The sequence below is a fragment of the Ureibacillus xyleni genome, from assembly GCF_900217795.1.
In the GTDB taxonomy this organism is placed as follows: Bacteria; Bacillota; Bacilli; order Bacillales_A; family Planococcaceae; genus Ureibacillus; species Ureibacillus xyleni.
Map to the genome: position 1 here is coordinate 239,011 of NZ_OBMQ01000001.1, position 26,603 is coordinate 265,613.

The 26,603-nt window shown below is 35.4% G+C and carries 18 protein-coding genes; 10 read left to right on the forward strand and 8 right to left on the reverse strand.

Annotation, left to right across the window (positions count from 1 at the left end; translation table 11 throughout):
* Positions 1-776 precede the first annotated feature (776 nt).
* On the reverse strand, positions 777-2,768 hold the full coding sequence (locus CRO00_RS01090; protein WP_237658283.1) for an S-layer homology domain-containing protein: 1,992 nt from the start codon (positions 2,766-2,768) through the stop codon (positions 777-779).
* A 253-nt stretch (positions 2,769-3,021) separates the two neighbouring features.
* Between CRO00_RS01090 and CRO00_RS01095 the strand changes: the two genes are divergently transcribed.
* Entirely contained in the window at positions 3,022-4,500 is a 1,479-nt protein-coding gene (locus CRO00_RS01095) for an O-antigen ligase family protein (protein ID WP_097071805.1), read from the forward strand.
* Positions 4,501-4,522: 22 nt separating this feature from the next.
* Here CRO00_RS01095 and CRO00_RS20070 read toward each other — a convergent pair whose 3' ends face one another.
* The gene (locus tag CRO00_RS20070) at positions 4,523-4,675 is read right to left on the reverse strand and encodes a hypothetical protein (protein ID WP_161946588.1); all 153 of its coding nucleotides are present in this window, start codon (positions 4,673-4,675) and stop codon (positions 4,523-4,525) included.
* A gap of 128 nt (positions 4,676-4,803) precedes the next feature.
* Between CRO00_RS20070 and CRO00_RS20390 the strand changes: the two genes are divergently transcribed.
* The 5 genes from CRO00_RS20390 to CRO00_RS01130 all read left to right on the forward strand — a co-directional run bounded on the left by CRO00_RS20390 (position 4,804) and on the right by CRO00_RS01130 (position 12,423).
* The gene (locus tag CRO00_RS20390; RefSeq protein WP_237658284.1) at positions 4,804-7,524 is read left to right on the forward strand and encodes an S-layer homology domain-containing protein; all 2,721 of its coding nucleotides are present in this window, start codon (positions 4,804-4,806) and stop codon (positions 7,522-7,524) included.
* A gap of 332 nt (positions 7,525-7,856) precedes the next feature.
* A complete protein-coding gene (locus CRO00_RS01115; RefSeq protein WP_097071807.1) occupies positions 7,857-9,002 on the forward strand; it encodes a polysaccharide pyruvyl transferase family protein in 1,146 nt (381 codons plus the stop codon).
* Positions 8,999-10,093 (forward strand): glycosyltransferase, encoded by a 1,095-nt coding sequence (locus tag CRO00_RS01120; RefSeq protein ID WP_097071808.1) that lies wholly within the window; start codon positions 8,999-9,001, stop codon positions 10,091-10,093. The genes CRO00_RS01115 and CRO00_RS01120 overlap by 4 nt, the downstream gene beginning before the upstream one ends.
* A gap of 13 nt (positions 10,094-10,106) precedes the next feature.
* On the forward strand, positions 10,107-11,627 hold the full coding sequence (gene murJ / locus CRO00_RS01125; RefSeq protein WP_097071809.1) for a murein biosynthesis integral membrane protein MurJ: 1,521 nt from the start codon (positions 10,107-10,109) through the stop codon (positions 11,625-11,627).
* A gap of 205 nt (positions 11,628-11,832) precedes the next feature.
* Complete coding sequence (locus CRO00_RS01130; protein ID WP_097071810.1) at positions 11,833-12,423, forward strand: TetR/AcrR family transcriptional regulator; 591 nt, start codon at positions 11,833-11,835, stop codon at positions 12,421-12,423.
* Between the two features lie 78 nt (positions 12,424-12,501).
* On the opposite strand, the gene CRO00_RS01135 is transcribed toward CRO00_RS01130, so the two are convergent.
* The 3 genes from CRO00_RS01135 to brnQ form a co-directional block, all read right to left on the reverse strand.
* Complete coding sequence (locus CRO00_RS01135; protein WP_097071811.1) at positions 12,502-13,872, reverse strand: S41 family peptidase; 1,371 nt, start codon at positions 13,870-13,872, stop codon at positions 12,502-12,504.
* A 90-nt stretch (positions 13,873-13,962) separates the two neighbouring features.
* Positions 13,963-14,883, reverse strand: coding sequence for an LCP family glycopolymer transferase (locus CRO00_RS01140; protein WP_097072344.1), 921 nt, complete (start codon positions 14,881-14,883; stop codon positions 13,963-13,965).
* 230 nt (positions 14,884-15,113) lie between these two features.
* Positions 15,114-16,433, reverse strand: a complete 1,320-nt coding sequence (brnQ, locus tag CRO00_RS01145; protein WP_097071812.1) for a branched-chain amino acid transport system II carrier protein — start codon at positions 16,431-16,433, stop codon at positions 15,114-15,116.
* A gap of 251 nt (positions 16,434-16,684) precedes the next feature.
* On the opposite strand from brnQ, the gene CRO00_RS01150 reads away from it, so the two are divergent.
* Positions 16,685-17,614, forward strand: coding sequence for a C40 family peptidase (locus CRO00_RS01150; protein ID WP_097071813.1), 930 nt, complete (start codon positions 16,685-16,687; stop codon positions 17,612-17,614).
* A gap of 349 nt (positions 17,615-17,963) precedes the next feature.
* The gene (locus CRO00_RS01155; RefSeq protein ID WP_097071814.1) at positions 17,964-18,470 is read left to right on the forward strand and encodes a C40 family peptidase; all 507 of its coding nucleotides are present in this window, start codon (positions 17,964-17,966) and stop codon (positions 18,468-18,470) included.
* Positions 18,471-18,760: 290 nt separating this feature from the next.
* On the opposite strand, the gene CRO00_RS01165 is transcribed toward CRO00_RS01155, so the two are convergent.
* The 3 genes from CRO00_RS01165 to secA2 form a co-directional block, all read right to left on the reverse strand.
* The gene (locus CRO00_RS01165) at positions 18,761-19,147 is read right to left on the reverse strand and encodes a hypothetical protein (protein WP_097071816.1); all 387 of its coding nucleotides are present in this window, start codon (positions 19,145-19,147) and stop codon (positions 18,761-18,763) included.
* 192 nt (positions 19,148-19,339) lie between these two features.
* Positions 19,340-20,239: an accessory Sec system S-layer assembly protein gene (locus CRO00_RS01170; RefSeq protein WP_097071817.1), complete on the reverse strand. Its 900-nt coding sequence runs from the start codon at positions 20,237-20,239 to the stop codon at positions 19,340-19,342.
* Entirely contained in the window at positions 20,239-22,602 is a 2,364-nt protein-coding gene (gene secA2 / locus CRO00_RS01175) for an accessory Sec system translocase SecA2 (RefSeq protein WP_097071818.1), read from the reverse strand. The genes CRO00_RS01170 and secA2 overlap by 1 nt, the downstream gene beginning before the upstream one ends.
* Positions 22,603-22,858: 256 nt before the next feature.
* On the opposite strand from secA2, the gene CRO00_RS01180 reads away from it, so the two are divergent.
* Positions 22,859-23,920 (forward strand): glycosyltransferase family 4 protein, encoded by a 1,062-nt coding sequence (locus CRO00_RS01180; protein ID WP_097071819.1) that lies wholly within the window; start codon positions 22,859-22,861, stop codon positions 23,918-23,920.
* Between the two features lie 172 nt (positions 23,921-24,092).
* Positions 24,093-26,345 carry a fibronectin type III domain-containing protein gene (locus CRO00_RS01185; RefSeq protein WP_097071820.1) on the forward strand — a complete coding sequence of 751 codons (2,253 nt, stop codon included), beginning with the start codon at positions 24,093-24,095 and terminating at the stop codon, positions 26,343-26,345.
* The last annotated feature ends 258 nt before the right edge of the window (positions 26,346-26,603 follow it).

Consider the following 26,603-nt stretch of genomic DNA (forward strand, 5'->3'; position numbering starts at 1 on the left):
CATTTTCTATTAATAGGCGAAAAAATTCTATTAATGGCATTGAATTTTCTATTAAGTAGCACAAAAATTCTAATAACCCTTAGAAATTTTCTATAATGCGCCCGGGGGAATAAATTTTTCTATTATTAGGCGGAAAAATTCTATTAATGGCATTGAATTTTCTATTAAGTAGCACAAAAATTCTAATAACCCTTAGAAATTTTCTATAATGCGCCCGGGAGAATCAAATTTTCTATTAATAGGTGGAAAAATTCTAATAATAGCATTGAATTTTCTATTAAGTAGCTTAAAAATTCTAATAACCCTTAGAAATTTTCTATAATGTACCCGGGGGAATAAATTTTTCTATTAATAGGCGAAAAAATTCTATTAATGGCATTGAATTTTCTATTAAGTAGCACAAAAATTCTAATAACCCTTAGAAATTTTCTATAATGCGCCCGGGGGAATAAATTTTTCTATTATTAGGCGGAAAAATTCTATTAATGGCATTGAATTTTCTATTAAGTAGCTTAAAAATTCTAATAACCCTTAGAAATTTTCTATAATGCACCCGGGGGAATCAAATTTTCTATTAATAGGCGAAAAAATTCTATTAATGGCATTAAATTTTCTATTAAATAGCGAAAAAATTCTATTAACGCTCAAAAATATTCTATAAAGTGCCCAGGGATTCAAATTTAAAGTAGCCCCAATCCTCAAGTCCCCAAGTTACAATCTCCAAAAAAAAACTGCACCCGCCAATTGTGCAATGACAATTGGAGTGCAGTTTTACATTAATTCTTCGGCAACACTTTTACTAAGTCTCCACGAATCCAAACAAATTTTGCGATTGATGGATCATCTGAATAAGCTTTGTACCAAACATAGCCGTCTGTGCCGATTGTTTCTTCCACGATTGCTACAGGATAGCCGAACTCTTGGGATTCACCTGTCGCTTTTTGTCTGTATGTGAAGGCGATTGAACTGTTTGTTGATGGTTCTAAGCGCGTATTCACTGTACCTGTCCCAGTTCGAACCATGCCGATACGGTTTTTAGCGTAATCTTTCAACCCGTACTTAGCGTCAATTTTGTACATATGTCCTGCGATTTTTGCTCCCCAATGTGGATCTGATGCATAGTAAACATTAATGCCAGTAGCTTTGTTACCAGGAACTGCTCCGAATGGGTAAACCGCCGTTTGTGGTACATATCGTTCTTGCATGTAGCGTTGAACAAAGGCTTTCACACTATCAGCAGGCGTTGCATATTTTTCGCCAAGCGATTCATTGGAGTCGTACACTTTAATGCCGAACAAATTATTTTTTGTTTGTGCATTCGTACTCATCCCGTAATTACTTTCGTGAATGGCAGCCGATAAAATAAATAGCGCATTAATATTTTCTGTTTCTTCCATTGATTTAAGGATCGTTCCTAAACCGATTAATTTCGATTTTGTTGTTGCGTCTTTATATTGTGCTCCACCGAATGCTTGGCGGTTTTCTAATTCTGCCATAATGATTTTGTCTAAGTCACTAGCAGTATAACTACTAGGTTGTCGTACGGAAGCAAATTGGAAGTAAGGGAAATACGTTCCTACTAAACTATTATTTCTATTATAGAAATGAACACCATCAAAACTATAATATTTTGCACCGGATTGCATGAATTTTGGTGCTGGGCCTACATTATATTTACCTTCGTATTCTTTCTTCGCATGATTGTAAATACGATGAACAAGAATTGAATCTTCAATATAATATTCATCACGGCCTTCAATTAAATCAGTCGGAATTAAATTAACTGCAGAAGGTTTTGCATAACCAACTACATCGCCAACTTGTACAATGAAATAATCGCCATTTGCAGATGTACCATTGTATTTTAATTCGCGCCCTAGTTGTGTATAAGTGATTTGTTTCTTGAAGCTTTTATCTTCGTAGATAGAAGTCGTTTTTGCAACCGTATCTGAAGCAAAAGCTAATCCACTCGACATTTTTATAATATTTTCACCTTTAAAAATTAAGTTTAAGCTACCTGAAGCATTTAACGCAGCTAAAGCTTGTTCATAAGTTGTATAAATTGTAGGATTTTTTGATACAACACCATTCTTAATTTTGCCGATATAGTATTTTGAGGAATCTACATTTCCTTCATTACTTTGATTACCATCAGCATTTTTAGCTACTTCTAATGCGCGGAATAGATAAGCCGCTGCATGTGCTTTTGTTGCTGAATTTCCTGGATTAAAGTACACACCTTTGTCCGTATGAACGCCGCGGATAATGTTAAAATAAACAGAAGTGGATACGGCATTAACAAATGAATCATGAATTTTTTTATTATCTTTAAATGTTAATGGAGCTTGGTGTAAAGGCACTTCTAAATATCTTAATGCATTGTAGAGCATACCAGCCATTTGTTGACGTGTAATTTTTTGATTTGGTTTAAAAGTTCCGTCAGCGTAACCACCTAAAATGTTTGCTCCAGCTGCATTTTGAATTTCTTGTGCTTCCCGTGTTCCTTGTTTCAAGTCAGAAAATGTATATTTCGTTGAATCAGGTAACTCTAATGCACGTGCAATATAGGAAGCAAATTCTCCACGTGTTACAGGGTCATTTGGATTAAAGTTTCCTTTTGCATCAGGGAGAATGACGCCTTTCTCCGCAAAATATGTAAGTTCAAACTTCATTTGGTGATTACTAATATCATTTGCGAATGAAATACTTGGTACGATTGATAATATGAAAATCATAGAAAATAGAAAAACGCTTATTTTTTTTAGCAATATATTGTCCCCCTTCCATTACGCTCCTATTCTATCAATTTTCGCTATAGATTAATAGAGAAAATCAGACTATTAAAAGGTTTGTAATAAAAGTGCAACCATATTATACTTAAACTCGTCGTAAACTTAATAAAAATGAGATAAATGGAGATTCTATATAAAACAATTTAAGCTAGTTTTGGATTGATCTCCAAACCTAAAATAGAGGTGCTTTTTATCAATGTACAAAGATAAATAGAGAGGATAGAAATCAATGATAGACATTTCCACGGAAATACGAAAAAAAGAATGGCTTGAAATTGCATTGGCAGTGGCTGTATTAATTGCAGGTACACTGTTGCCTTCTCAAATCGCATTAATCGCCACATCCATTTTCTTCGTGATCTTTGCATTTTTTAAACCATTCCAAAGTTTAGTTATATTAATTCCTTATGTTATTTTCCGAACACTTTTTACTGATTTAAATAGTGGAATGAAGCTAGTTGGGGATATAATAACAATTGTTGTTCTTTTCCGTTTGTTATTGCTCAATATAAAAAACTGGAAAACATGGTTTCATTTTAAAAAGTTCGAATGGTTTTTCTTTATCTTTTTAATTTTTGGTGCAATTATAGGCTATTTAACGGGTGTTTCCATTACTGCAATCATATTCCAAATTCGAACATTTTTAATTATGTATTTGCTTTATTACATTTTAAGCCGAAGCGAATTGCCAAAAAACTTTTTCGTCAAGTTGGCGTGGATTACTGTATTTTCAGGATTCGTGTTATTTGTACAAGGTGTAGTTGAAAAAGTTTCTCTGCGTCGTATGTGGATGCCAGAAGCATGGATGGAGAAAGTTTTATCTGCCACCAACTTTGTGCGTATTTACGGGTTAGTAAATAATCCAAACTCACTTGCTCTTGTTATATTCTTTGCCATTAGTGCGACATTTTTCCTTCGCTGGGTATATAAAGATGGACAATATAAATGGCTTCTTTTAATTTCACAAGTTGCGTTTATGGGCTTACTTTTATTAACCCTTTCTAGAGGAACTTGGATTTCTTCTTTTGTATTTGTCGTTTTCTTTATATTAATTTCACGAAATTGGAAGATGTTGAAACAGATCGCGCTAACTGTCATTGCATCACTTATCCTTGTATATGTACCAGTAAATATTGGTGCAATGCTTGTCCAAAACTATGGAAGTGATGTTGGGGGAGCTCCATCAATTGGAGGCTTAACAAATCGTTTTGCAGAGACATTTGATGAGGAAAATCTCGAGTTAATGGCTCAAAGTGGACGGGTATTTTATATCAAAAAAGGATTTGAAGTATTTTTTGACCATCCAGTAACAGGTACAGGGTTTGGTACTTTTGGTGGTTCTGCTACATTATCCTACGATTCACCAATTTATGAAAAATACGAAATCCGTTCTGATATTTATGGCGGCAAAAACTTCTATTCAGATAATCAATATATTCAAGTTATTGCTGAGACCGGTGCAGTAGGTGTTATCCTATTTGCAGGCTTCTTGCTAGCAATGGTGTGGATGTTCTGGAAAGATCGCCGACATCCGTTTGGCCAATACATGTTTGCGTTATGGTTTGCTACAGGTGTTTGTGGGATGGTTTATAACATTTGGGAGTTAAAAGTGTATACAATGTTCTTCTTTATGTTACATGGAATTTGGTCAGCAACATATAAGCTATATCCGATGTTACAATTAAGTAAGGACGAAACAGAAAATTAATTTTTAGAAGGCAGAGCGTATTTTATATGCTTTGTCTTTTTTTATCCGTCAAAAATCTAAGTTTATCCGCCAAAATTATCAAAATATCCGCCAAAATAATCAAAATATCCGCCATTTTCTCTAATTTATCCGCCAAACCGCAAAAGGCACTGTCGCTTTTTATCAAATCTACCATTGTAATAGAGAAATTACCTGAATGTAACAATAGTATCATAGATTAAAATAGGGAAATTTGTTATCTTTAAACATATAAGTAGATTGAGAGGAAGGTGACACGCTTCGTCAAGATTATGAAGCAATACAATGAAGAAAACATTTAATTTAGTACTATCTTTCTTACTAGCATTTTCGTTTATGTTAGTTGGAGTCGAACAAGCTTATGCATTCCAAACGACTAACGATTCGTACCCAGTTTCACAAGGGGTAAAGTATTCGAATTATACATATTCCGGTAAGCCTATTAATCACTTAGAAGTTGATTTATCGAATCAATATACAGAGCTACAACTGGGGTTACCGTTTCCTATCAATACTGTTTCAACATTAACAGATCGCGCAAATAAGGATTCAAAAGAAGGCAATCGTGTTGTTGGTGCAATCAATGCCAATTTCTTTAATATGACAGGTGGGTACCCACTTTATTTAATCTCTCAAAATAATAATATCGTGATGCCGGAAGTACTTTCCGACACGAAACAATATTATGTAAGTGAGCCAATTGCCTTTGGGGTTACTTCAAATGGTATGGCTGAAATAGATTATTATGACAGTGATATTATCGTTCAATATAATAATCAAAGTATTGAATTAAATGGGTTAAATCGAAACCGTGAAGTAAATGAGGGGATTTTGTTTACGCCTCAGTACTTAGTTTCGAAAACTCCAACGAATAAATACGGTATGGAAGTGGTTGTCGAAACACCTCAAACAATTGGGGGAACAAAATTTGGCCAGACATTACAAGGTAAAGTAATCGGAATTCGCAATTATGGGGACGACAACAGACCAACAATTCCACGTAATGGTTTCGTATTATCTTTTAACGGTAAAGCAATGGACAAATTTAAAACAGTTAAAATCGGCGAGCAAATCTCTGTATCGATTTCTATAGACCCGAAATGGCAAGATGCAAAATATATCATGGCAAGTGGACCTTTACTTGTGTATGGCGGAAAAGTTAACATCACGATGGATACGAAAAGTTCCCGTGCAAAGCAAGTAACTCCTCGTACTGCAGTTGCAATTAGCAAAGATAAACAAAAAGTACATCTTGTAACAGTAGATAAAGGGATGACTTTGGCTCAATTTGCTGCGTATTTAGCGAAACTGGGTGTGGATCGAGCAATTAACCTTGATGGTGGCGGCTCAACAACGATGGGTATTCGAAAATACGGAAGCAACACAGTTGTATTAGCTAATAGTCCATCGGGTGGTACACAACGAAGAATTTCAGCAATTATTGAAGCAGTAAGTACAGGCGCAACAGGTACTGCAACGATGATGAAAGTAACACGAGATCAACTAGGTACAATGTTAGTTGGCTCAACGGTTACATTAAAACCAAACTATTTACTTGACGAACATTATAATCCACTACCAATTAATACGAATGATTTTATTCTTACACCTACGAAAAATCTAGTAACGGTGAGTGGATTAAGTTATACAGCAGTTTCACCAGGCTCTGAGTCAATTACAGTTCAGAACGGTAATGCAAGCCAACGTATTTCAATTACAGTGGTTGATGCACCCGCAACTCTATCAATCTCTTCAACTAGTAATACGGTTGAACCGGGAGCAACGATGCAATTTACTGCCAAAGCAAAAGATGCAAATGGCAACAATTTAATCTATTCACCTTCACAACTGAAATGGGCTGTTGAAGGAGATATTGGGACAATTAGTAGCACAGGTGTATTCAAATCAAACGGTAAATACGGAAAAGGTAAAATTACTGCTACTTTAGGTACGAAATCAGTTTCTAAAGATATCGAAATCAAAGAAACATATACAGCTAGTACTTTTGCGATTAATAACTTCGAAAATTTAGCAGATTGGCGTGTGGAAGCAACTAAGTCAACTGGCAAACATCAGTTAGCAAATGCAAAACAATATGGTAAAGAAGGTAAGTATTCAGTAAAACTTACTTATGACATGACAGGTAACACAAATGGCACGGCGGCAACATATTTACGATTAACTTCCCTTTTTAAGATTCCTGGAAATCCACAAAAAATTGGTGTATGGATGTATGGAGACGGCAAAGGAACTTGGGTGCGTGGATACGTGCGAGATGCTGCCGGAAAACGAGTACCAATTGATTTTACAGCTGAAAACGGACAAACGTGGTCAGGCTGGAAATATGTTGAGGCAAGTATTCCTGCTGAAGTGGCAAGACCTATTACATTTGAGTCAATCTATTTAGCACAGCCAACCGTTGCGAAACAAAAAGCAGGTGTCGTTTACTTTGATAAATTACAAGCAGTTTATAAAGATAGCTATAAAGAACCGATTTTCTCTGATGTCAGCGCCTATAAAAAAGAAATTCAATATTTAGTAGATCGCGGACTAATAAGCGGATATGGAGATGGAACATTTAAACCTAATCAACATTTAACTCGTGCTCACGCTGCGGTATTGTTGACACGTGCATTAAAATTAGATGTAACAAAAGTGACAAATCCAAACTTTTCAGATGTCCCTAGCAATTATGTTTACTATAAGCAAATTGCAGCCATCCAAAATGCAGGTGTCATGGGTGGAGTTGGGAATGGAAAATTCAATCCAAGTGCGAATTTAACGCGAGCTCAAATGGCGAAAATTCTCGTTGAAGCATATGACCTGAGTGGTACAACGGGGACAAAATTTACGGATGTCAGTGAGAACCATTGGGCAGCACCGTACATTTACGCCCTTGCAGCTAACAACATTACAACAGGCTATGGAGATAACACGTTTAAACCAAATGTCGAAGTCTCTCGAGCACATTTCGCGGTATTCTTATACAGAGCAATCAATGCATAGATAAAATTAGTTGGTGGGAAACATTCGTTTTTCACCGACTTTTTTTGTTTTAAAACACAATTAAATAGGAAAGCGCACATAAATTCGTGAAAACCGCACATAAACCCAAGAAAACCGCACATAAATTCGTGGAAACCGCACATAAATCTCAAGAAACCGCACATAAATCTCAAGAAACCGCACATAAATTCGTGAAAACCGCACATAAACCCAAGAAAACCGCACATAAATCTCAAGAAACCGCACATAAAATCCACACTTCCACAATAAGACACTATTCGTGTCGTTATGCTATACTCAAACATAGAAAATAGTAAAAGGATGAAGGTACAGTGAAAATTGGAATCGTTGGCAACTATGGGAATGATAATAATGGAGATGAAGCAATTTTACTAAGCATCATTCGTCAACTCCAAAAGGCATTCCAAATCGAAACAAGTAATATTACAGTTTTTAGTAATAATCCAAAACAAACAGCGGAACATTACGGAGTTCAGAGCTTCCCGCTTTATTATAAAAACGGCAACGCGATTAAAACATTCATCAAAACATACAATCAAAATGTGGAAGTTGTCAAAAAACTAGATTTCGTCGTAATTGGTGGCGGGGGGATCTTAATGGACCTTTACAAACGAGAAGCTCCACTTTACGGTTCGTATGCGATGATGGCGAAAAATGCAAAAGTCCCATATGTTGTATATGGCTGTGGTGCTGGTCCTCTAAACACAGGATTAGGCAAATGGTTTATTAAATACATGGCAAAACACGCCCAGAATATCTCGGTTCGTGATCCGAAATCCAAGCAACTTTTACAACAAATCGGTGTAAAACGGGAAGTACATCTAATTGGAGATCCTGCATTTAGTTTAGAAGTGGAACGAAATGGATTTAGTGAGCGTCCTAAAAAAGTAGGCGTTACTGCTGTCCCATACTATAACGCTTCGTACTGGCCAACAGGGGATGAGACTCTTTATAACAATTACATCACAGGCATGGCGAAAAACTTGGACAAGCTTATTGAAGAATTCCAGGTGGATGTTACATTTTTCGCAACGAAATATCCACAAGATGCCGATGTGACAAAGGATATTCAGCAACAAATGCAACAAGGCAACAAAACTTCAATTATTGATGAAAATTTAAAGCCACAAAAACTGTTAGACCTTTCTGCAGGATTTGACGTATTAGTTGGAACACGTTTGCACTCCCTTATTTTAGCGACAGATGCAAATACACCAATTATTGGCGTTTCGTACCATACAAAAGTAAATGATTTTCTGCAAATGGCTGGTCTTGGTGAGTATTCGATCTCCATTGATTCATTACATAAAAGCGATCAATATTTTACAAATCTCCTTACAAAAATGGATCAAGATTGGGAAGCAGCAAAGCAATTAGCAGCCGCTACAAATGACGATTTTAAACAAAAATCTAGCCTCGGGTTGAAGTTACTGCAAGAAGGTGCGAATAAGAAATGAAAAAAGTGTTAGTGATTAGTAATATGTATCCTTCAAAAGAGCATCTGTCTTACGGGATTTTCGTGAAAAACCAAGTTGAGCAATTGAGAGCACAAGGAATCGAAACAATCTTAGCAGTGAACTCCAATCCAAATACAGGTAAAGTCAATGTTCTGAAAAAATATGCAAGCTGGGCTGGTCAAGTATATTCGTTATTCCGGAAAAATAAATCGTGTATCGGCATTACCCATAGCCATTACGTTTTTCCAAGTGGGATGTTTTCCTACATTTTAAAAAAGCGATATAACATTCCGTACGTAGTGACAGCTCATGGTGGCGATATTAATAAAATGGCAAAGAAAAGTGCACGAATTAAAGGTTATACTGAAAAAATATTGCAACATGCTGACCATATTATTGCAGTAGGAGAAGAGCTTGCTTCAAACATTCAACAAGACTTCCAAATACCGCAAGAACGAATTTCGGTTATGAGTATGGGGATAGATCGCTCAGTTTTCCAAAAGCCTCTAAACAAAAGTGAACTCGCTACATCTTTAAGCATGAATACTGAACGAGTAAATTTTTTATTTGTCGGAAATATTATTCAAGAAAAAGGTGTACAAGAATTAATCGAAGCTTTCTTAAAACTTGAAGAAAAATATCCACAAAAAGCTGTTCTATACGCAATCGGCTCAACCAAAAACATTTCTTTTTCAAATCAAATGAAGGAGCTTGCACAACAAAGCAACAACATTCATTTTTTAGAACCAATGCCGCAAAAAAGATTAGCAAATTACTTTCAAGCTTCTGATGTGTTTGTCTTACCATCTTACATAGAAGGGCTAGGGCTAGTTGCTTTAGAGGCACTTGCATGTGGAACGCCTGTCATTGCATCAGATGTAGGAGGACTACACTATATGCTTCAAAATGGTGCAGGGGTGCTCGTGCCACCGAAAAGTGTAGAAGCATTATATAATAAGATGGAACAGGTCATCCAACAAAATGGCCAACTTCAGGTAAATGAAGAGCAAATTCAGCAATTATTAAAACTGCATGATTCAAAGGAAATTATAGCTCGATTAACAGCGATTTACGAAAAGTATTCTGACTAGGGAATGATACATTTTGAAACGATTTTTAAAGATTGTCGGAGCTGTAGCAGCAATCAATGTTCTCGCGCGGATTTTTGGATTTTTGCGGGAAATTATTATCGGGACACAGTACGGAACAACGTATATATCCGATAGTATTTTTAATGCCTATACCATTCCGAACTTTTTATACTTAGTAATTGGCGGTGCCTTTACAACCGCCTTTATATCAATTTACCATAAAACGAAAAGTTCGATTGAAGATTATATTAGAAGAACTTTTACGACGATTTTGGTATCAATTACGATTATAACACTAGTTTTTGTTGTATTTGGTGAAGGCATTTTACATCTCGTATTCCCTGAAGAAACAGGAAAAGAATTCGATATGTTACTAGAGCTTTATCAATGGATGATGCCATCAACAATTATGCTCGTGTTGTCGACATGGTTAAGTGGTGTGTTAAACGTTCAAGGGAAATTCCATTTATCGAGTTTTTCAGTGCTTGTTTATAACATGTCCTTTTTAGTGATTTCAGTTGGTTTATCTTTAGTTGTCGGTCCAATTGGTTATGGGATTGGGGCATTAATAGGCGCAATTTTCATGGTTGGATTTTTACTATTCGGGGTAAGGAAATTGGAGCATGTGTCATTTAAATTATCATTTGACCGTGCAGATGACCAAAAAGAGCTTTGGAAAGTTGCCCTTCCGATCATGTTAGGTGGAGCAACGGCACAGATGTATACATTGCTTCAACGTATTTTTACGAGCCTTTTAGCAGAAGGAACGGTTTCTGCGATGAACTATGCGACAAAAGTATCTCAATTTCCACAAGCCATTTTAATGACGGCAGTTACAACGGTTATTTACCCACTTCTTAGTAAAAAAGAGTGGGAGGGGGATGAAGCATCGGTAAAGGCCCTTTACTTAAAAGGAATGCGTATGCTGTTTTTACTGGTAATGCCCATCTCGGTTTATTTTTTCTTCCAACCAGAGACGATTGTACGAGTTGTTTTTGAATATAACGAATTTGATGCCACTTCGACAGCGATAACAGCACCACTTCTTCAAATTTTTAGTTTGACGATGTTTTTCCTTGCTGCAAACACCTATATCACACGTTTTTATTACGCAAAGGGAAATTCCATGACTCCAGTTATATTCAGTTTAATTACCGTATTTGGTATTAATATTGCGGTGACATATGTACTAATCGAACGTTATGCAGGAGAGGCTGTTGCATGGGGGAATTTAATTAGTGCAATTATTAACTTCATCCTATTAGTTGCGTATTTACAAGGAAAATATAAGCTGAAGATTGTTAATAAAAATGTCTTGCAATTTGTAAAACTCGGGACATTGACGGTTGTGTTTGTCTTAATCAATTGGGTAATTGCAACTTTTGTGTCATTTGATAATAAATTTATCCATATGATTGTGACATTACTATTAGCATTAATTGGATACGCTATTATCGTTTACTTATTGAAATTTGATGAGGTAAAAGGAACTATAAATAAAATTCGAGGGAAATTAGTCAAAAGTAGTAAGTGATTAAATGTTAGAAATGCCAATTGTAATTTAGGGCTTTTCTTTTATTTAGTTAATTAATAATATAATAGTTGCGGGTTATGGCAGTTTTATGACAAAATCCTTTTAAAATAAGTATTTATAATATATAATAAAACTAGTATAAATTAAATGGAATATTCTGCATTTACCGTTAATATTATATGCAACTGAATAGGAGAGAGTTAAATTGCCAAAAGGAAGAAGAGTAAACTCTAGTGGGGAAAAAAGTAAGAAATTACTATTAGAAAAAGCAATGGAGCTATTTTCTACTTATGGGTATCACGAAACAAAAATTAGTGATATTGTAAAATCGGCGAATCTAACTCAACCGACCTTTTACCTATACTTTCAAAGTAAAGAATCTTTATATAAAGATTTGAATGAAGAATTTCAAACGAATTTCTTTCAATTAGTTCAAGAGGATTTGGACGAAAGTACTATGGTAAACGATAGTTTGATAAGTAATATTGAGCATCTGTTAGTGAATGTATTCACGTACTTTGCTGAAAATCCATACTTAACTAAAATCGGTTTTTATGATTCTGAGGATTCGGTAGAGCTTAAGAAAAAGTTTTCCGAACAAGTATCAAAAAGTTTACATGAACAAAAACAAGCCATTTCTTCTAATGTTGAATCATTAATAGTTGCGGATTCAATCGTTGGGGCAATCGAACGTCTAACTTTAACAGCTCTACTACCAAAATTACGTGAGCCTAAACAATTAGCGAATGATATTGTAAATATTTATTTTACGAACCAACAAGAGCTTGTACGATAATTTACATAGAATAGTTCATCAACGTTCTTAAAATGATTAATGGGCACCTCAAGAGAAATCTATGAGATGCCCATTTTTTTATGATTCTTTTACGGTTATGTGTAAATATTGACCTGATTTTAATGCTTTTCCGTTAGATGCTTGAATTGTTGGATGAGCAATTAGCATATATTGATATCCAGCTTTTAACGGCTTAACCGGTTTTACTATTACTTGATTATTGTTAATTTCTAAATTTACTTCAACTTTACTACCACTAAGTTCTACTAGTTCGATTGCGTTTGTATCAAGCGAATTCTTCACAGGTTGATTAAACGAAATTTTAAACGTTTTAGAGGTAGGGACATTTAATAATGCTTTACCTTCTTTATAGTTTGATAATTTTTTTGCAACACTGTCGTAATGAGCTTTGAAAATAGGGTCTGTCGTCGTCACAATATGGGGTTTTAATCCAACATTTTTGACAACCGTACCTTTTGGACCAAAAAATTCAGCCATTGTAAGTTTTAAATAACTTCCATCTGATAAAGGATATAAAGATTGCATCGTACCCTTACCGTAAGTAGTCTCACCATAAACGATTGCTGCATTTTGATCGAGTAATGCTGCAGCCGTCATTTCTGAAGCACTTGCACTAAATCGATTCACCAGTAACCGTGTATCTTTTGGGAATTTAACACTTTGCGAAATAGAAGGTTCTAAATAAGTATTAGTTGATTCCTTCAATTTGTACGCATAAGGAGCATTTGGGAACATTCCAATTAGTTTTTCAGCAGTAGATACATAGCCGCCACCATTGTTTTGCAAATCAAGGATAAATGAAGTGGCACCTTGTGTTTTTAATTTTGTATAAGCGTTTTTCACTAAAGTGGTTCCATTATCTGAAAATGAGCTTAATGCAATATAGCCTACATTGCCATATAGTAATTCGCTTGTAACATTAGGCAGCGAAAATGGGAGTCTTGTTATCTTTTTAGTGGTAGTAGATCCGTCTTCCTTTAAAAACTTTATTTCAACGGTTGTATTAGCTTCACCTAAAATAAGTGCTTGTGTTTGTTCTATACTTAAATCAGCGGTAGATTGGCCATTAACAGCGATAATAATATCACCAGGAACAACTCCTGCTTTACTCGCACTTCCACCTTCAATGACATCGACTATTAAAATACCTTTCTCGTGCTTTTCAATTACAACCCCAATACCTACAGTTGTCATTTCAATTGAGTTAGTAAATGCATCAAACTCCTCTTTTGTGAAGTAAGCAGAATAGGGGTCTAACATTTCAATCATTTCATCGATTGTGGTTGCGCGGTTTAGATCTCCTTTGATTTCGCCCACATAATCGTTCTGGATAATGCTTTTTACCTCATCAAACATTGCAGCGTGTGATTGTGTAGGGAGAATGAAAAGTAAAAGTAATCCTAACCATATTGGTATCATTTTTTTCATAGTAAAACTCCTCTTAATATGACTATCTTTATTATATATCTTCTAGATTAATAGTGGAAAACAATAAATATTTACAAGTTTTCGACAATATTATTGCAATGACTCTTGTAATTGTGTTCGAATGGTTTGAAGTTCTTTTTCTGAGGGGAAATAGTACCATACATCATTTTCAATCCGTCCATCACCTTCTTGAAAGTTTAGTTGTTCGATATTTTTTAGTGCAGGTTTATAAGACTTTATGAAAGTTTTCATATCATCATAGGTTATATTTGTTTCGACATTTGCACGAATCGTTTCTAATACAGATGGAACTTGCCAGATGATGTTGAGTGAGGATAGTTTATTTAATAAGCTTTCCACTACAAGCCTTTGACGAATTTGCCTTCCAAAGTCACCAAGAGGATCATCGTAACGCATGCGAACATAATCTAATGTTTCCTCCCCAGACAATTCGAGTGTTCCTTTAGGGAAATCGAATAAATCTGTAGAAAAGGCAATTTCATTTTCAACTTTTACTCCGTTTAATGTATCGATTAAATCAACAAAACCTTCCATATTAATGGAAACGACATAATCTATTGGAAGTTGCAATAAATTTTCAACGGTTGCATGAGTCATCTGAACGCCACCAAATGCGTAGGAATGGTTGATTTTATCATATATATTAAGTCCCACTATTTCAGTATAGGTATCTCGGGGAATACTTAACATATTGATAGTTTCGGAATCGGGGTTCACTGTTAAAACAAGGATTGTATCAGCTCGTCCAGGTGTATCTTTTAATTGATCAATTCCGAGTAAAAGCAATGTAACGGGTTTTAAGTTGCTTTTTGGTTCTGAGATAGGTTGAGGGGTTTTTGTAGGAATGGTTATCTCAGTTGTTGTATTTTCTATTTTTAAAGGTGAATGGATGGCTTTCATTGTAGATTTTACATTTAGGAAAAGGTAAGTTCCGTAGCTAACTATTAATAGAAGGAAAATTGCAATACTAATCAAAAGTATTTTTTTCATAGTGAGCCATTTTGGCAAAAAAATCTCCTCCTATTACATAGTATGCAATGGGAGGAGGGAATAGTACTAATTTGTGGGTGAAGGATGGGTGACTTTTCTCCGCATTTCGGATTGTCTAGCTTCGCGCGTTAGCCGTTCGGAAACTTCGACTACCTCCTACGCGTGTAAACACGCTTGTCGGAAGTCTCCAGTTTCTGTCACGGCTGAACGAACGCGCTCCGCATTTCGAATTAAGCTCTGCGTGTATTTTTTGTCGTTAGATGAATAATCCAACCGATAGCTAGTCCAACAATTGCTGGAATTAGCCAACCAATATTTTGGTCGTACAGCGGTAATGCAGATAATATGTTTTCATACCAACTAATTTCGATCCCAGCAGTTTTAATACCGTCATATAAACTTACAAGTGCTGTTGCAAGTAACGATAAACTGTAAACAATCGGTCTGCGGTCAAATAATTGGTCGAACAGTACTAAGAACATTAAAACAATCGCAATTGGATAGATAAACATTAACACTGGTAATGTAATTGAGATTAATTTTGATAATCCGAAGTTCGAAATGACTAAACTAAATAACGTAAAGACAATAGCTAACGTTTTATAAGAAAGACTTGGGAACAACTTGTTGAAGTACGTTGCGTTTGCTGAAACTAGTCCAACAGCTGTCGTAATACAAGCCAAAATAATAACAAGGGATAAAATAATATTTCCTGCACTACCAAAAAGTACTCGTGCAGATTCGGCAATAATACTTGCTCCGTCACCTAAATAACCGATTTTTTCTGTACTCGTAGCCCCGATATATTCTAATGAAATATATACAAAAGCTAGCCCGATTGCTGCCACAATCCCAGAGAAAATTGTAATTGTAACTTGTTTTGAGCGATCCACAATGCCTTTTGCTTGTAAAGATTGAACGATAACGATACCAAATACTAAAGAAGCTAATACGTCCATTGTAAGGTAGCCTTGTACAAAACTTTCAGAAAAGGCGTTTGTTACATATACTCCTTGAGCTTCACCAAACCCACCCATTGGAGTAATAAATGCTTTAACAGCGAGTAAAGCGATAACAATTAATAGAGCAGGAGTTAATACTTTCCCGATACGGTCTACTAATTTTGTTGGGTTTAAAGATAAGTAAAGCACTATGGCAAAGAATATTACTGAAGCAATAAATAATGGAACCCAACTTGATCTTGTGGATTCAGATAAAAAAGGTGCGATACCGATTTCATATGTTACTGCACCAGTTCTAGGTATTGCAAAAAGTGGACCTATTGATAAATAGATAACTGCTGTGAAAATGGCACTGAACATTGGGTGGATTCGATTTGCCACCACTTGTAAATCTCCACCATTTTTCGCAACTGCAATTATTCCAATTAACGGTAAACCGACACCAGTAATCAAAAAGCCGATAATTGAAGGAAGAAATTCTGTACCGGCATTTTGACCTAGTTCAGGTGGGAAAATAATATTACCAGCACCAAGGAATAATGCAAATAGCATAAACCCTATTGCTAGGTTCTCTTTAATAAACTTCATAAAACCTAATCCTTTCTAATTTGAAAAGCGAAAACTTTCAAAAAATAATAATTATTTGTGTTCACACAAGGTTGAATTGTATCACAGAATGAACAAGAATCAAATAGTATATTCATATTCTTTACTAACATATGTCGAAATATTGATAAATTCGTAAAAATTTTTAGTTAAACAATGGATTGTATAACGTCGAAAAATTAAATAAGATGGTAATATAGGAAAATTCCTCTTTGAAAGGGTGACTACATCAAATGAGCTACAACAAAAAATTACTTTTATTTACTTCTACTATGATAGCAATGTCTATTGTCGCACCCCAGATTGCCGATGCCTCTACATATGTAGTCAGTAAAGGTGATACATTAACAAAAATTGCAAAAACTAGTAACACCACAATCCAACAGTTAAAAGATTGGAATAAACTAAAAAATGACAAAATCTTTGTTGGTCAAAAGCTAGTTGTTGAAGCCAGTAAGACGAGCAAGCCGGTTGCAAGCACAATAACGGTTGCTAAAGAAATTGATAACTCTACCTATAAAGTAGAAAAAGGCGATACGTTATCAAAAATCTCTAAAAAGTTTAGCGTGACTATTTCAGATTTACAAAAATGGAACAAGCTACAATCCGATAAAATTTTTGTTGGACAAGTATTGAAATTAGATCAAGCTGCACAAATAACGAATATAGGCGAACCCGTTGCAGAATTCCAGAATGAAGTAGTCGCAGCAACAGACCAACAAATTACCAATCAACTATTAAAAGAAGTACCAATTGGACAAACTCCATCAACTGAAGTTCATACACTATATAATAAGGTAATAGAGTTGGCCAATTCTTTTATCGGAACTCCTTATGTTTATGGTGGAAATACTCCAGAAGGCTTTGATTGTAGTGGATTTGTACGCTATGTTTATTCAAATGCAGGAATTGATATCATTCGAAAAAGCAGCATGGATTACTTTATAAATGACACAACAGTTGTAGAGACAGCAGTTCCGGGGGATTTAGTGTTCTTCAAAGACACATATATTGCGGGAATCTCTCACATGGGAATTTATTTAGGAGACGGCATATTTATACATGCAGGCAGTGATGGCGTTGAATTGTCGAAATTAGAATATGAATATTGGAAATCACGGTTTGTCACATTTAAACGATTTAACCAGTTAGTTTCCAAATAGTTACAATAGTCCTGCCACCTCTTTCAAATTGAGGTGGTTTTTATATGAATCTATCTAAGATATACGATTTAAGCACTAAAAAGGTTTCATCATTCTATTACAAATGTTACAAAATGTCGGATAAATACTTAACAAATTTTAAGTTAATAGGTTTATTTAATGTAAAATAATGAGTTGCGGTTCGCGGAAATACTTGGTATAACTGGGTTTCCATCTATTTCTTTAAGTGCGAAATTTATCAAACTATGTAACTTCTTTGTTATAAAACTGTAATGTTACAGGGCGGAATCTCGTGTTACTCTTAATACAGATAATTTTACAGAATATTTACGCAAAGTTGGAGGGGCACATGAGATATAGCAAGCGAATTCGACAATTCATTCTAGCATCTGTAGCAGGACTAGCATTATACTTTTCACCAATCGTAGCTGAAGAATCTTTAGCGGCAGAAAAAGAAGATATCACAGCAGTTGAATTAAAAGAATCAGCGAAACAATATTTAGGTGTTCCTTATCGATATGGTGGTACATCAGAAAACGGTTTCGATTGTTCAGGATTTGTATTAACAGTTTACAAAGAGTTAGGTATCAAATTACCAAGAACGTCATCTTCTATGTTCTCAGTAGGTGAAAAAGTAAGTAAAGATGAATTACAACCAGGTGATCTAGTATTCTTTAACACTTCTGGTAGCGGCATTTCACATGTAGGAATTTACTACGGTGACGGCAAGTTCATCCACTCACAAACAGGTAAAGGTGTAAGTATTACAGAACTAGATGATAAATGGTACTGGGGCGACCGTTATGTAGGCGCAAAACGCGTTGCAAAAGTACAATTAGTAGCTAAAGCTGACTAATTAATTGAAAAAAGTGTAGATGGAGACAATGTATATTGTCTATATCTACACTTTTTTCGTTTTTTAGGGGGGTGGTTGAATCTATCGTATGAACTTTCTATTAACTTACTGGATTTTTCTATTAATGCCGCAAAATTTTCTATTATGGTGGGGAAATTTTCTATAATTGATATGAAAAATTCTATTATCCAGGAACTTTCTACTAACTCACTGAATTTTTCTATTAATGCCGCAAAATTTTCTATTATAGTAGGGAAATTTTCTATAATTAGCATGAAATATTCTATTATCTAGGAACTTTCTATTAACTTACTGAATTTTTCTATTAATCCCGCAAAATTTTCTATTATAGTAGGGGAATTTTCTATAATTAGCATGAAAGATTCTATTATCCAGGAACTTTCTTTTAACTCGCTGAATTTTTCTATTAATCCTGCAAAATTTTCTATTATGGTGGGGGAATTTTCTATAATTAGCATGAAATATTTATCCAGGAACTTTCTTTTAACTCGCTGAATTTTTCTATTAATCCTGCAAAATTTTCTATTATGGTGGGGGAATTTTCTATAATTAGCATGAAATATTATTATCCAGGAACTTTCTATTAACTCACTGAATTTTTCTATTAATCCTGCAAAATTTTCTATTATGGTGGGGGAATTTTCTATAATTAGCATGAAATATTCTATTATTCAGGAACTTTCTATTAACACACTGAATTTTTCTATTAATCCCGAAAAATTTTCTATTATAGTAGGGAATTTTCTATAATTAGCCTAAAATTTTCCATTATCTATAGGAATTTGTCTATTAATCCCAAAGGAACTATAAAAACCCACCACCATTTATTTGGTAGCGGGTTTTTAATATTATTGAACCACTCTTGCTGTCCAGCGTGAGAAGTCTGCGTTTTCTGCGTCGACTAAATCAGCAGGGAAGATAAAAGTCCAAGGTTTTGTTGAGTTTGGTTGTACAGTTAAGATTGGATCTAATTTAAATGACCCTTTCGCAACACGTTTACCGTTTGCATCAATGATTTCTAATGGAAGTTGCTCTAAATTTATCGCTTTGTCGTTACCATTTCGAATAAAAATTGATGCATGTAAGCTTTGATCATCGCGTAAATTTACTTGCAAGCCTGTAAAGTTTACTTCTTTTTTACCTAATTTCGGTAACTCTTTTACAACCTTTTCTAATGCTTCTTGTTGTTCTTGAGGAAGTTGTTTTTTCCACGTTTCATCAAGGTCTAATTGATGGCCACGTAAAGAAATTAAATTAAAGGCAATTTTCCAGCCATCTTCAGGTACTTCTTCAGCCTCAATTGAGTTTTTATCAAAAGTAAATACCCAAGGACGAGCACTTTCTGCAGGAATTGTACCAAGTTCTTTAAAGTTGAATTGCTTTGAAGCTAAACGTTTATCGTCTTTATCTAACAAAATTAACTCGATGTCAGCAAGTTCGATTGGTTGAGATAGTGATGAACGGAAAAAGGCTTTCACGTGCCAAGATCCGTTTCGTGCTTCTTCTTCAATGCTAATTGCCGCTAAAGATAGTTGATTTGGTTTTAACGGTTCCAACTCATTTGCTAAAAAGCGGAAAACATATTGTTGCTCTTGAGGAACGTTCCAATCAGGATGGAAAGAAAGTTTCGTTACAACTTCTTGTGATGCTGCTTTGTCGTTTTCAGCACTTTTTACTAGTTCTTTTGAATCGATTGCGCTATCTTTTCCGACTTTATCTGTTTTCTTGAAAAAATCAAAAATTCCCATTATTGTTCCCCCTCTTGACTAGCCAATTGTTTCATAAAGGTTACAAGTTCTCCTACGATTGAACGACGAAGCTCTTGATAATTTTTGCCGAATAATTCTAAGCCTTCGCGTTGATAAATACGCATTGGATCTTCTTGTTGGTAATGACGTAAGCCAATTCCTTCTTTTAAATGGGCCATTTGCTCTAAATGTTTAACCCACATTGAGTCGATAAAACGTAACATGACTTGTGGAATAATTGCCATTACTTGTTCATTTTGTTCAAAGCTTTCAATCGTGCTCGCTAATTCGTCAACAGATGATTGCATTGATTCTAGAATGCGTTTTGTTTTGTTTTCTTCACGATTAATTGAAACTGGTGTAAGGAATAGCGAGTTCAAGGCATTTTCCATTTTGTCGAAGTCCCATTCAATCGGGTCAAGTTCTTCTGGTGCGTTATCGTGAACAGCGAAGTCTACTGTTTCTAGTAGCATCGTTTTCAATTCGCCGATTAAATCTTTTCCTTCTAACACACGATCGCGTAGGTTATAAATTACACGACGTTGATCATTAATTACATCATCTAATTTTAAGTTATATTCACGCATTGAGAAATGGGCGCCTTCAACTATTCGTTGTGTTCGATTAATGAGTTCGAATACGTCTTTGTTTGTGATACGTCCAATTTCATCCACTTGCATTTTGCTTTGGAATTTTTCCACTTCTTCTTTTGCAAAGCGGCGGAACATGTCATCTTGGATGGAGATAATAAATCGACTTTCTCCAGGGTCCCCTTGACGTCCAGAACGGCCACGTAATTGATTGTCAACACGACGACTTTCATGTTTTTCAGTACCAATTACATAAAGACCACCAAGCTCATCAACACCCTCGCCAAGTACAATGTCAGTACCACGACCAGCCATGTTTGTAGCAACAGTGATACGGCCTTTTTGACCAGCTTCTGAGATTAACTCTACCTCTTGCTCTACAGTTTTGGCGTTAAGTAATTGATATTTCAAACCATATTTGTCTAATCGTTGTGCCACTTTTTCTGATTGTAAAATGGAAGTTGTCCCAATTAACACAGGTTGTCCTTTCTCGTGACGGCGGGATGCTTCTTGGGCTACATATTCGTATTTTGCATCAATTGTATCGAAAACGATATCTTGTTGGTCCAATCGAATTCGCGGACGGTTTGTTGGAATTTGCACAACACTCATGCCGTAAACTTCTTGGAATTCTTTTTCTTGTGTTTTCCCTGTACCCGTCATACCAGATAATTGTGGGTACATACGGAAGTAGTTTTGAATTGTAATTTGTGCTTGTGCTTTATTTTCTTCCGTAATGGTAACGCCTTCTTTAGCTTCAATCGCTTGGTGTAAGCCGTCTGACAGAGAACGACCTTCCAAAATACGACCAGTAAACATATCGACTAATTCGATTTTGTCATCTTTAACGATGTAATCTACGTCACGCTCGAACATAACGTGAGCACGCACCGCTTGAATTACATAGTGGTAAAGTGTTTGATGTTCTAGTTCATAAAGATTATCAACACCAAAAGCAGCTTCTACTTTTTCAATCCCTTGATCTGTTAGGGAAGTTGCTTTTGTTTCATCGTCGAAATCATAATCTTCATCTTTCTTGAAACGTTTTGCAAGAAGAGCTGCTATGCGGTGAAGTTCTTCATTTGCACTCATTTTACCTGCGATGATTAACGGTGTTTTTGCTTCGTCAATAAGTACAGAGTCCACTTCGTCAATGATAGCGAAATGATAAGGGCGCTGAACTTTATCTGCAATAGAATGCGCCATATTATCACGTAAGTAGTCGAACCCAAATTCTGTCCCTACACCATATGTAATATCTGCATTGTACGCCAGTTTTTTTTGATCTGGTTCCATCATCGGCACGTTTAGACCAACTGTTAAACCTAAAAAGCGGTGGATTTGTCCGATTAATTCGAAGTCACGTTTTGCTAAGTAATCATTTACCGTAATAACGTGAACGCCTTTTCCTTCTAAAGCACGTACGTATGAAGGAAGAGAAGCAACCAATGTTTTCCCTTCACCTGTTGGCATTTCCGCAATGTTCCCTTCAGTAAGTACAAGCCCACCGATTAATTGCACGTCGAAATGTCTCATATTTAACACACGTTTTGATGCTTCACGAACTACTGCAAAGGCATCTGGGATAATGTTTACTAGTTCTTCACCTTGTTCTATACGTTCTTTAAATGTGAACGTCATATTGCGAAGCTCATCGTCTGTCATCGATGAGTATGTAGCTTCAAGACCATTAATTTTGTCAACTATTTTGTAGTATCTTTTTAATTCTCGAGCACTCGTTTTTTCTTTGTTACGACTAAAAATTGAGAACATGATTTTACGCTCCTTTAAAAATTGTCTATACTTGTAGACACTTCATTATTCTATCAAACTTTTGGGGGTATGACTATAAAACCATAGGGAAAACTAAGGGTGAAACAGCCTCTAATACGGGTAAATTTCCAAATTTAATAAATTCATAATATTTGTTCCACTTTTGTAACAGAGAAAAGCCTATATTTTAAAAATTATTCATGCTATAATTATTCTGGATTATCGTGCATATATTTTATTTTTGAGGAGGAGAGACATGCTTTACGTGTCTTTAATCGCGGCGTTTCTTACGTCAATTTTAATTACTCCGTTAGTAAAGCGATTAGCATTTCGAATAGGTGCAGTTGACGCGCCAAACTATCGAAAGGTCCATTCGCGCATCATGCCTCGATTAGGTGGTTTAGCAATTTTTATTGCTTTTGTAGTAGGATTTATCACTTTAAGACCGGATATACCGAGATTTGAATCTCCCTACATGTCTATAGCCATTATTTTAGGTGCAACTGTCATTGTTATTACTGGAATTTTAGATGATATGTACGAAATTTCAGCTAAAGCAAAAATGATTGGGCAAATAATTGCTGCATGTATTATTGTATTTTTTGGAGATATCCAAATCGGAATGATTAACTTACCATTCGGTGGGGAGTTAGATTTCGGATTTTTAAGTATTCCATTTACACTTTTATGGATTGTTGGTATTACGAATGCCATTAATTTAATTGATGGTCTTGATGGTCTAGCAGCGGGTGTCTCTACAATTGCCCTTATTACGCTGGCGTGTATGGCCTTCATCATGGGGAACATGTTTGTTGTCGCAATTGCAGCCATCTTAGCATGTAGCACGATTGGTTTTTTATTCTACAATTTCCATCCAGCTAAAATTTTCATGGGCGATACGGGAGCTCTGTTTTTAGGATTTATGATTTCAGTGATGTCTCTGTTAGGGTTTAAAGGAATCACAGTATTTTCATTCATTATCCCAGTTATTATGCTTGGTGTGCCAATTTCTGATACATTTTTCGCGATTGTACGTCGCTTACGAAACAAACAAAAATGGTCAGATCCAGACAAATCACACTTGCATCACCGTTTAATTGATATTGGTTTTTCACATCGCCAAACGGTTTTAATTATTTATGCAATTGCATCATTATTTGGACTAGCAGCCATTACCATTTCTGTGTCCAAGTTATGGGGAGCAATTCTTCTTATCACAGTGATCATCGTTGCTATTGAGTTATTTGTTGAGATGATTGGACTAGCCGGGAAGAACTATAAACCTTTACTAAATATCGTGAGAATCTTTAATAAATAAAAATTACTTTGTTAAAATAATTTGGTGAGCCGCTACTTTCAATGGTAGTGGCTTTTTTATATGCAATTATTGTCGAAAAATGCTATTGATTATATAGCGAAATAATATAGTACATTCGACTTAGATAAAGTAAAATATAGGTAAAATACTTCTTTGAAGGAGGAAGATTAATTTGAGGAAAATTCTCTATCCTTTGCTCGCATTAGTGGTAATTTTACAACTAGTTGTTTCTCCTTTATCCGCAAGTGCTGCAGAACAAGTTTATTTTACCGAGCCGGAAGAGGGAAAGTATGAGCCATTACATCCTTATACATTGAATTGGACGGGGAATGTGTTAGTTGATGGTGGGTATAATTTAAGCACAAAGGTATTACATGGTCGTGGTCAAGGTAATCTTGCTGATATTGTCATTACGGATGAAGAAATTGGTGCAAATGCTATTATTGACTTAGGCCCTAATGCAAGTCTGACTACCACAATAAACCCGGACCAGTATCGAGGGTGGAAAACGTATGTTCCGTTAAGGTATTCGACATACTTGATCAAAACTCACGATAATAAATATGCTAAAGTTAAAATTACGGATATTCAGCCGGGGAGAGTGTATTTCCAATATGTAATGGAAACTGATGCACCGGTTCAAGGGAGTTGGAAAGAATTCTCTGAGAAATATCAGGTTCCACGAAATAAAGAATGGCGAATTAATTTTAGTAGAGAAGTGGATGCAACATCTGTTCATACTCAAAATGTGTATGTGACTTCCGAGAGTGGTTCACGGGTAAATGTTTTAGTAAAAGTTGACCCGAACAATTCAAAAACTGTTTTAGTTCATCCACCGAGTAATGGGTATGAATATGGGAAATCGTATACTTTATATGTTCAGAATATTAAGGAAAAGGAAACAAGTAAACTAATCAAAGAAAATGTTAAAATGAAGTTTACAATTGAGCAATCACCTGTCCAGCCAAAACCACCGACGAACATAGTAGCAACTGGTGGCAATGACAGTATTAATATTTCTTGGACAAATAGCCCAGATAATAATATTAAAGGATATTACATTTATACAAGTACTGATAATACAAACTTTACAAGGTTAATTAACACAGTTAACAACAGTTATTTATTTAATGGCAGTAACTTTACCATTAAAGCAACTAATGGCCAAAAACTATATATCTATATCGTTGCAGTCGATCTATTTGATAGAGTATCTATAAAAACAGATGTGATTACTGTGACACCTATTGCGGATATAGCACCAAATCCTCCAAGAAATATAATAGCAAGCCCTTATGGAGACGAAATTGATGTAAGTTGGGATGATAGTACTTCTAGTAATGTAGATGGATACCGTATTTATATTAGTACGGATGGAGTAAACTTTAAACCATTACGAAATTCGGAAGATGCAAGCGATATCTTTAGAGGGAACTATGTAATTATTGATGGATATTCAGGGAAAACCGTATATCTCTATGTAGTAGCGGTAAATAAGAATGGTACAGAATCGGCTAAGACAACTACGTTAACAGTGAAGCCGGGTGAAACTCAACCAAATCCTCCTTCCAATCTGAAGGCGATTCCGGGGGATGGTGTAATTGATTTAAGTTGGTCAAGTAGCACAAGTTCCAATATTTCTGGATATTATGTTTATGCGAGATATGACGGTGAAATCAATTTCCGAAAACTAACAATTAGTGGTAGTAACAATAATCTCTTCACTGGAAATAGTGTGAAAATCCCAGTAACGAATGGGCAAAAAGTATTCTTTTATGTAACAGCTGTAAATACGAATGGTAAGGAGTCTAGCAGTTCGTTTGTGGTATCAGCGACAGCAACAAGTTCAAGTTCCTACACAGCACCAGTAATTCATACAACAACTCCCGGTAATGGTACAATTAAAATTGAGTGGTTTGAAATTTATGATCCTAATTTACTCGGATACTATGTGTATTTAAGTGAAGGGTCAACGAATAATTTTAAAAGACTAACATATAGTGACGGAAATCCGTTAGTCATTAGTACAGAGCAATTAATTGACAGTTTAAAGAATGGCACAAAATATTATTTATATGTTTCAGCAGTTTATAAAAATAATCAAATAGTTGATTCAAACATTGTATCAACTACAACAACTACTGGTACCTATACAGATTGGAGTGGAACATGGAGTACGGACTATGGAACGATGCAGTTAAAACAACTTGGGTATACAGTTGTGGGTACTTATAAATATGGATCTGTCGAGGGTACAATCACAGGTACAGTTGACGGTTATACTTTAAAAGGCAAGTTTAGTGAACCGGGGAACACGGGAGATATTGAATTTATGATGACAACAGATAAGACCGAATTCTTAGGGAAATACCGAAATCAGTATCAAACTATCTGGGCACCTTGGGATGGAGAACGAATATATTAAATGATTGCACAACCAGTTATATAAATGCTGGTTGTGTTTTTGTTTGAATAGAATTTTCACTGGGACAAATGAAGTTAATAAGCAAATCGCTAAAAGGGGAAAATAGTATTAAATGGCAAGAGTTACTACTGCTACGGGTATCAAATGATTACTAAGGGAACAACATTATGTTAAGCGCACAAATGATTTAGCTAAGTGCACAAAAGGATTGTCAAGTGCACAAAAGATTTAGCTAAGTGCACAAAAGAATTAGCTAAG